This window comes from Paenibacillus sp. N119s, assembly GCF_059447605.1.
Genome location: NZ_JCAJRU010000200.1, coordinates 1 through 9,562 on the forward strand (window position 1 = coordinate 1; position 9,562 = coordinate 9,562).

Annotated in this window: 7 protein-coding genes; 4 read left to right on the forward strand and 3 right to left on the reverse strand. The window is 43.8% G+C overall.

From position 1 onward, the window contains the following. A partial coding sequence (locus tag AC5V8P_RS19585; RefSeq protein ID WP_495473790.1) for an FAD-dependent oxidoreductase occupies positions 1 to 1,173 on the reverse strand: 1,173 nt, incomplete at its 3' end. 438 nt (positions 1,174 to 1,611) lie between these two features. Between AC5V8P_RS19585 and AC5V8P_RS19590 the strand changes: the two genes are divergently transcribed. The 4 genes from AC5V8P_RS19590 to AC5V8P_RS19605 all read left to right on the forward strand — a co-directional run bounded on the left by AC5V8P_RS19590 (position 1,612) and on the right by AC5V8P_RS19605 (position 8,086). Then, a complete protein-coding gene (locus tag AC5V8P_RS19590; RefSeq protein WP_064796278.1) occupies positions 1,612 to 2,829 on the forward strand; it encodes a nitrate/nitrite transporter in 1,218 nt (405 codons plus the stop codon). A gap of 350 nt (positions 2,830 to 3,179) precedes the next feature. Beyond that, the gene (locus AC5V8P_RS19595; RefSeq protein ID WP_064796277.1) at positions 3,180 to 4,898 is read left to right on the forward strand and encodes an NAD-dependent malic enzyme; all 1,719 of its coding nucleotides are present in this window, start codon (positions 3,180 to 3,182) and stop codon (positions 4,896 to 4,898) included. 100 nt (positions 4,899 to 4,998) lie between these two features. Continuing rightward, positions 4,999 to 5,958, forward strand: a complete 960-nt coding sequence (locus tag AC5V8P_RS19600) for an AEC family transporter (RefSeq protein WP_064796276.1) — start codon at positions 4,999 to 5,001, stop codon at positions 5,956 to 5,958. Positions 5,959 to 6,322: 364 nt separating this feature from the next. Next, positions 6,323 to 8,086, forward strand: a complete 1,764-nt coding sequence (locus tag AC5V8P_RS19605; RefSeq protein WP_064796275.1) for a methyl-accepting chemotaxis protein — start codon at positions 6,323 to 6,325, stop codon at positions 8,084 to 8,086. Positions 8,087 to 8,178: 92 nt separating this feature from the next. On the opposite strand, the gene AC5V8P_RS19610 is transcribed toward AC5V8P_RS19605, so the two are convergent. Together AC5V8P_RS19610 and AC5V8P_RS19615 are read right to left on the reverse strand one after the other, a co-directional pair. Further along, positions 8,179 to 9,231 (reverse strand): glycoside hydrolase family 53 protein, encoded by a 1,053-nt coding sequence (locus AC5V8P_RS19610; protein ID WP_063213677.1) that lies wholly within the window; start codon positions 9,229 to 9,231, stop codon positions 8,179 to 8,181. A 10-nt stretch (positions 9,232 to 9,241) separates the two neighbouring features. Next, positions 9,242 to 9,562, reverse strand: a 321-nt coding sequence (locus tag AC5V8P_RS19615; protein ID WP_495473791.1) for a Beta-galactosidase C-terminal domain, incomplete at its 5' end; no start/stop codon positions are given.

The following is a 9,562-nucleotide window of genomic DNA, read 5'->3' on the forward strand; positions in this document are numbered from 1 at the left end:
GGATATAAGCTCTGTAACTGGCGCGCCGCGCTGTACCATGCCGAGCAGCGAGGTACTTTCCGCCGTATCACCGAACAAAATAGCTCCAGTGATAGCGCCGGCGCGCATCATCACTTTTTTGTAAATTTCCTGCATTCCGTTATACTCCACGATCGCGATCTCGTTTCCCTCTTCACGAATGTCTCCGGCAGAAAATAAATGAATCCCCGCCACCTTGAGCTGTGCATACGGGACCGTCCCTTCATAGGGAGCCGTTTCATGATCACAAATCACTTTTGCCAGCACTTTGGCCTGCTCATATAGCGGCGCCACCAGCCCATATGAAATCCCGCGGTGCTCAGCACATTCACCAACTGCGTAAATCCCAGCAATACTCGTGCGCATATAATCATCCACGACAATGGCACGGTTTACCTTCAGACCACTGTCCTGAGCCAATCCGATATGGGGCCGGATACCAACCGCCAGCACGACCAAATCCGTTTCCAATCTATTCCCATCTGCAAACATTAATCCTTGTACTCGGTTACGGCCGATAATACGGACCGTATCCTTCGCCAAATGAAACCGCATGCCCTGTTGCTCCAACCGCCGTTGTAAAAGCACAGCCGCAGTACGGTCAAGCTGACGATTCATCAAAAACTGCGCATTATGAACAACGTCCGTTTCCATCCCTAAATTCAGCAAGCCTTGAGCAGCCTCAAGCCCCAATAGTCCTCCTCCGATGACGGTGGCCCTTCGGTACGTTTTGGCGTACCTTGCCATGGTTTCACAGTCATCCACATCACGAAAAGCGATGACTCCTTCTTTTCGGACTCCAGAGATGGAAGGTATGAAAGGCAATGAGCCAGTTGCCAGTATGAGAATGTCATAGGGCTCTTGCATGCCGGATTCTGTTTCCACCATACCAGTGACCACATCAATACGACACACGCGTTCACCAGCTTGCAACTTTACTCCATTTTCTTCATACCAGTCCCAGTTATGTGTGACGATATGATTGAACGAACTCTCCTCCTGAAGCATTTTGGACAGGAGCACACGGTTGTACCCGGGTCGTGGTTCTGCGCCAAATATGGTAATTTGGAATCGGTCCGGCTCCAGTCGAAGAATTTCCTCCACACATTTGATGCCTGCCATACCATTACCGATGACGACCAATCTTTTTATCATAATGAATCCAGCCCCATTCTCCGAATTGAAACAAAACAAGACAGAAAAAGCCCTTCTCCATATCTGTGGAAAAGGGCAACGTTGCCGTAAATGTCGGTACATCGTTGTACCGATATGCATTTTAGATTACTGGATTGTGAGTATTATGTCAACATTCAATACATAAAACCTATACTTCCAATCTTTTTTTAATTTATTCCGAATTTAATGTTATATATATTGACACAACTAGCATACCTTTTTATAATTTGAATTAAAATCACTACCATGTGAACATACCCAAACGATGCACAATGAGGTGTATCCAACACGGCAATGAAGCCGCAAAACGTTCCCAGATATCAATGACGGGACGATTTGCGGCTTTTTATGTTCAACTGAGAGCTCAAGTCTGAGACCTGAGCTGTTCAAACAACAGTAGAAGAGGAGAGATTGAGAATGAAGAAAAAAAGTTTCTGGCACAGCGGACACAAACCCACCCTGTTTGGCTCCTTTCTGTATTTTGATATTAGCTTTATGATATGGGGAATGATCGGGCCGTTGGTCGTTGTCATTGCTCATGACTATCCAATGGACCCTGTACAAAAAGCCAATCTTGTCGCTCTACCGATACTTAGCGGTTCCCTGCTGCGACTCGTGCTTGGATTCATGTCGGATTATATGGGGCCGAAGCTCACGGGGCAGATTGGTATGCTTGTCACGATCATCCCACTCCTGCTCGGCTGGCTGTGGGTTGATTCGCTAGAGCAGTTGTATGTTGTCGCCCTACTTTTAGGTGTGGCTGGAGCTTCATTTGCAGCTGCACTACCATTGGCTGGACAATGGTACCCCAAAGAGCATCAAGGGCTGGCCATGGGAATTGCTGGTGCTGGCAACAGTGGAACCGTCCTCGCAACTTTGTTTGCCAACCGCATTGCCCAGCATTTTGGCAGTTGGGAGATCGTTTTTGGCTTGGCCATCATTCCAATTTTCATCGTCTTTGTTCTGTTCAGTATTTTTGCTCGCAACAGCCCTCATCGCCCGGCACCAAAAAGTCTGTCGCAATATGCTTCGGTGCTTAAACAGAGGGATGCCTGGGTGTTCTGTGCCTTTTATTGCGTGACGTTCGGCGGCTTCGTCGGCCTATCTAATTATTTGACCATTTTCTTCAATACTCAATACGGGCTCTCCGCAGTACATGCCGCTGACTTTGCGACCGTTTGTGTCATCGCCGGCAGCTTTTTTCGCCCCGTAGGCGGCTTTTTGTCCGACCGGATCGGTGGTTCACGCATGTTAATGTACTTGTATGCCGGTGCCGGGACTATGCTCGCCAGCATTGCTTTTTTACCACCACTTGCCGTGGTCGTAGTCCTGCTGTTCGTAGGAATGATGTTCCTTGGTGCGGGCAACGGCTCCGTATTCCAGCTTGTGCCGCAACGATTCGGCAACGAAATCGGGCTCATGACCGGCATCGTCGGTGCTGCTGGCGGCATAGGCGGGTACTTTCTTCCCCTGATTCTGGGCCATCTGTACAAATTAACGGGCTCTTACATGCCAGGCTTCATCTGTCTGAGCCTGATCACATTCTGTGCTCTTGTTCTGGTCGTCACCATGCAATTGAAATGGCGCAACAGCTGGATGAGACGCTCTAGTCCAGTTGCTAATGAAAGTGTTTGATTCTTAATTATCCCTACAATAAAAAATAGCTTAACTTCGCTTATAAAAAATGAAGTTAAGCTATTTCTCAAGTTAAGCTATTTCTCCATACATATTCAATCGAATTATAAAGCTATAAAAAAAGTCACATTTAATGAATATTTACCGAAAATATTATGAAAATTTAATGAATTTTTCAGTTGAAAATCATTGAAAATCGCTTTCATTTTCATATTTTTTCTTATGTAAACACTTATATAACCATTTTTCACACAACATACTTGTTCACTTGGTTTAAAATAAGGCGTATACTTGTTCACGAATTGTTCAAGGATTAACCAAATGTATTTTTTAGAAAGAAGGAATTGGAAATGCGTGCTTTTCATGTTACGGAAGACGGAACGATCGAAACCAAATTAACCGGAAAAGATCTTCTGGCCAACCCACTGCTAAACAAAGGAGTGGCTTTTTCGCTGGAAGAACGTCAACAGCTCGGACTTGACGGCCTTCTTCCTCCCACCATATTAACGATTGAGGAACAGGTTCAACGGGTGTACGAGCAATTTCAAAGCCAACCAGATAATTTACGTAAAAACGTTGCCTTAAATGATCTTTTTAATCGCAATACCGTTCTCTATTATCGTTTGCTTTCCGAACATCTGAGCGAGATGCTCCCGATTGTTTATACCCCAACAGTCGGTCAGGCTATTCAGGAATACAGTCATGAATATCACAAACCAGGCGGTATGTATTTATCTATTGATAATCTTGCTGGCATCAAAGACGCTTTTAAGAACCTGAACTTGGGTCCTGATGATATCGACCTGATTGTAGCCACAGATTCTGAAAGTATTTTGGGAATCGGGGACTGGGGAGTTGGCGGTATTAACATCTCCATTGGTAAGCTTGCTGTATATACAGCCGCTGCTGGTATTGATCCTAGCCGGGTGCTGGCCGTTGTGCTTGATGCAGGTACAAATAACGAAAAGCTGTTAGAAGATCCTTTATACATGGGGAACCGTCATAAACGTGTACGCGGAGAACAATATGATCAATTTATTGATACTTATGTTCAAGCTGCACTTTCTGCTTTCCCGAACGCACTGCTTCACTGGGAAGATCTGGGTAACGTCAATGCTCGGAATATTATTAATAAGTACGGGAAAAATATTTTAACGTTTAATGATGATATTCAAGGTACTGGCGCGGTTACGCTCGCAGGTGTGATGTCTGGTGTCCAATTGTCCGGAATCCCTCTGAGCAAGCATCGGGTTCTCGTGTTTGGCCCAGGAGCTGCCGGAATCGGCAATGCAGACCAAATTAGTGCAGCCATGATGCTGGAAGGATTGTCAGAAGCTGAAGCAAGACGTAACTTCTGGGCTTATGATTACCGCGGCCTGCTTACGAATGAAACAGAAGGTCTTTTGCCATTCCAGGTCCCTTATGTGCGCGATGCGGCCGAATGCCGCGACTGGGAGCATGCTGAAGATGGAAAAATCTCTCTACTTGAAGTCGTTCGTCGTGTGAAACCGACGATTTTGATCGGAACATCCGGTGTTGCAGGAGCATTTAGCGAGGAAATCGTTAAAGAGATGGCCAAGCATACAGAACGCCCTATTATTATGCCAATGTCCAATCCGACTCCACTGGCGGAGGCTACTCCTCATGATCTGATCCACTGGACAGAAGGAAAAGCGCTCATTGCAACAGGAAGTCCTTTTGAGCCAGTAATCTACAATAATATTTCGTTTGAAATTGGGCAATCTAACAATGCGTTCGTATTCCCGGGCCTTGGTCTTGGAGCAATCGTAGTAAAATCAAAAATAATAACAGATAGCATGTTTGCAGCAGCTGCACATGCAGTCGCTCAAATGGTTGATCTGTCACAGCCTGGTGCTTCCCTGCTGCCAAAAATCAACGAACTGCGAGAAGTATCCGAAGCTGTTGCTGTAGCAGTTGCTAAAGCGGCAGTTCAAGATGGTGTTGCGCGTCATATCCCAGACGATATCGTACAAGCGGTTCGGGGTTCCATGTGGGAGTGCAACTATAAACCCATCAAACAGTATGGACAGGAAGCCGTTCTGGTTTAAAAATAGCGAACAACATCAAAATCTAAACTTGCTGTAAGCAAAGTGATTATTTAACTGATGTCCGCCATTTTTGGCGGACATCTTCATTGGAGGAGACATCATGGCTACAGGTCATATCTTTATCATCTTAATTCCTATTTTCTTTGTCATTTTAATTGGTTATTTCGCAGGTTTATTCAAGACCTTTAACCCAGCATCCTCTAAGGGATTGAATACACTGGTAACCAAATTTGCTTTACCTGCACACTTGTTTATTGGTATTACGACGACCCCAAGAGAGACGTTAATCCAAAAATGGCCCTTTCTTGTAACTTTGCTGCTTGGGATCATCGGCTTTTATATCGTATTGCTCGTCTTATATCGCTTAATCGCCAAAAAGGGGCTGACAGAATCCTCCATGTTCGCATTGAATTCAACCCAGCCTTCTTTTGCATTCATGGGGATTCCAGTTTTGGGAAGCTTATTCGGAAGTGCAGTTGTCGCTATTCCTATTGCGATTACCGGTATTGTTGTTAATGCGATTCTCGATCCGCTTGCAAGTATTTTGGGAACGGTCGGCCAGCGTAAATCAACACAATCCGACGACAATAAAGGCAACTTATTTAAATTCACTATAAAATCAGTTCTACATGGACTCAGTGAGCCGTTGGCTTGCGTACCCTTGATTGGTGTTGTACTAACTTTATGCGGATTCCAAGCACCGAAACTTTTGCAATCCATGTTTGATCAAATTGGTAATATTACTTCGGGTACAGCTCTTTTTGCCATCGGGGTAACTATTGGGATTAAAAAGATTACGTTCAGTCCAAGAGCACTTAGTATCGCTGTACTGAAAGCCATCGTGATGCCTGTAGTTATGCTCGGTATTGCTGTTCTGATCGGACTATCCTCTGAGGATGTGACCAAAGCCGTATTGCTTGTCGCATTTCCCGGCTCTGCTGTGGCCGCTATGATTGCGACCCGCTATGAATCACTGGAAACCGAAGCAGCATCTGCATTTGTTATTAGCTCTGTAGTATCGCTTATTACGATCCCTCTGCTCATTTCACTGCTTGTATAATGACAGAAAGTTCTAACACTCAGCGAAGACTGGTATATAAAAGAATGAAGGGCATCCGTTCGCCCTCATTTATCTTACTTTTTAAATATTGTTACAACAATAAAGCAATTTAATGTGAATAGAAAGCATCATTATATCCCGTTTTACCAACCAGCGGTGACCTACATTTATTGAATGTGGGTTGCCGCTTTTTTATGTTTGGTGGGCTTACATACGTTTTGTCGTTTCTAATTAAAATTTTCATTATCAATCCGTAAGTATATCCCAATTGCAATAAATCGCTAACATTTATAAAGGAAATTGACGAAATATATAGGGATAGCTGTACTGTCGCATTAAATAAAATTTAAAGGAGAAGAAACTTGTGAAAAACTTGAAGTGGAGCACTATGTCCTTTTTTGGTAAAAATCTATTAATATCTTTCATTAACATCGTATTAATAGGTGCTATTCTTATCACATCTAGCTATATACTTCAAAAGAACATTCTCACCACGCAGCTGCAAGACCAGGTTAAAGTATTAACCAAAAAATGGGCAGAAGATGTCGACAAAACAAAAGTAGAACAAGCTTTAAGCGAAAAAGATTATAACGGTTCTGTTCAACAGGAATTACGCAAATTTCTAGATTCTATTCACACATTTTATCCTAATGTCGCCCAAGCTTACATATTTGGGACAGAACTAAAAGAAGGAAATCAAACCTCCATTATTGGCGTTCCCACTAATTTGGTTCAAGCTTTCCAAACCTCGAAGATGAATATTGGAGATATGTATACTCTTCCTAAAGAAAATGCAGAAGCTGTAAATGAAATGCTTCAATCCAATGAATCAGCATTGAGCAGCTTTTATACAGACGAATATGGCACGTGGACTACTATTGTGTACCCGATTACAGATGCAAGCGGTAAAGTCACAAGTGCAATTTTCTTTGACGTAGATGCGAACTCTGTACCTGCGGGGCTTCATAAGTTGCTTCTATATGGCGTTTCGTTGCTCATTCTGTTTCTGGCTATCTTCTTGACAATTCAATACTTGCTGGTAAAACGCACTCTCTCTCCGATTCGTTCCTTGATGAAGGGGATTGAGGAAGTCAGCGAGGGTAATCTGAATGTAAAAATCAAAACAGGCCTAGACGATCTTGGTATTATCAATCAAAAATTTAATTCGATGATTAAACGCCTTAACGATACAATGGTAAAAGTACAAGATACGACGCAAGAAGTAACAGGATCAGCTCAGGAATTGTTAAGCATCAGCGAGAAAAACAGTACGAATACCAACATCATTAACAATAATATTCGAGAAATTACCCAGGGACTTGAAGCTCAGGATCACGCAGCACTTGAAAGTTCCAGAGCTATGAATGAAATGTCTACAGTGATTCAAACCATTGCAGAAAGCTCCTCTTCTGTAGCAGACCAAGCTTATTCTATGGAAAAACGCTCTGTTGAAGGCAATCAGGTAGCCCAAAAGCTATCCAATCAAATGGACTCCATCTCCACTACAATGGAAAGTACAGTTGATTCCGTCAATGCACTGCAGAATCGTTCTAACGAAATCAGTAATATTGTAAGCATCATTACCGGCATAGCCAGCCAAACGAATCTGCTGGCCCTCAACGCATCAATTGAAGCTGCCAGAGTTGGTGAAGAAGGCAAGGGGTTTGCAGTAGTAGCGGGAGAAGTACGCAATTTGGCTGAGCAGTCTCAAGAATCCGCCAAACAAATTGCAGAGCTTATTGAAGAAATTCAAAAAGAGATTGAACAAACCGTAAGAGGCATTAGCCTCGGCACAAAAGAAGTTCACGTTGGACTGGAAGTTACGAAGCAGACAGGCCAAATGTTCTCTGAGATTTTAGAAGCGTCCAATAAAGTGTCGTCACAAATCCAGGAAGTATCCAGCGCAACTGAGCAAATCTCAGCCAGCACGCAGGAAATGTCAGCTACCTCTGACGAGCTGTCCTCCACCGTTAGCAAAACAGTCAGCAGTAGCAAACAAATTGAGCAAACCATTGGAGAACAAACGGAGTCTATGGCTTCCATTGTCCAAGCTTCGGACAAGCTTACATCGATGTCCGGGGAGCTGGAAGAGCTCATTTCATTTTTCAAAGTAAACCGGGAAGTTTAAAAGTATAACATCCAATCCTCATAACAATAAAGAACCTCTAATCTGCATAGAATGCGCATTAGAGGTTCTTTGATATGCTCTTACATGCTTCTTTAGTTTAAGAAGCCTTCCATCGCTGATGTTGGCTTACCGTCAGCCTGCCAAGCACCTTTGTTATACCCTTTATTATAACCTGGGGTTGCAGCCGGCTCCCAATAAAATACGCCCACGCCTTTGCCGCCTCCAATATTCCGAACCTTCGTTTTGATTGCAGAAATAAATGCCTTGGAAGCAGCAGGTTCATTATAATCCATTCCAATTTCGCTAATGACAATGCCTTTCCCGTATGTTGCAATGAGACTATTGGCATTGGTTATCGTCTGATCTACCTTGCCCTGCCAGTCAGAAGGAGACGGATATAGAGACAGTCCAATAAGGTCAAACTGAGCTCCATTTTCAATCAATCCACCAATATTCCAGTTTAAAACGGAATCGTTATCACCGTTAGCTAAATGTACGATCGTCTTCGTGCTGCTGCTTACGGATTTAACAGCATTGTTCCCCGTATTGACAAGCCACGCATAGTTTTTCATATTCACCGAGGCTTTGCCGTCATCCCAGAGCATTCCATTGTTTGTTTCATTGCCGATTTGCACCCAGTCCGGTGTCACACCCTTACTTTTCATCGTATTCATAACATAGACGGTGTGAGACCATACCGCATCCATAAGCTGTGTAAATGTAAAATTGCGCCATGCATAAGGTTTATTCTGCTGTCCCGGATCAGCCCAGGAATCACTATAATGCAGGGTCAGCATAACACTCATGCCTAACTTTTTGGCCCGCTGTGCAAGTTCTGCCGCCTTCTCGGCATTCATGTATCCGCTTGCATAATCCTTCATGTCAGGGTTCACCCATACACGAATACGAACCGAATTGATCTGATAATCATCCCGTAAAATTTGCAGTACATCGCGGCGAACCCCTTTTTTATCCTTCCAGGACATCCCTTGGGCTTCCATCCCTGCAACCCAGCTTATATCTGCTCCTTTGGCGAAAGCAGGGGCGGCCGAAGCCGCACCCACTCCCACAGAGCCCAATGGGTACAAAAAGCTGGATAACAAGATCAACATCGCAAATACCATCATGCGTTTACCTGTTTTCATAAGTCATCCCCTATCTCTCTGCCTTTAGAACCTTAACAGCATAGGCACCCAATTGAACGCTGCTGTCTGTTATCACATGATTTTCAAGCATATCTGCATAAGTTCGTCCATCCAATGTAATCTCTTGTGGCTTATGCGTAAAATTCATTATAAAAATATAATCATGAACTCCATCAGTACGAATTGCCGTATTCACTCCATGTGGCAGCTGCACATTGAGTGCTTTACTGAGACCTGCATCATCAATTAAACTTCTGTAAAAATGACTATGAAACGATCCAGTGTTGCGCGATGCGATGTAATAAGCTTTTCCCTGTCCCAAACGATTCAC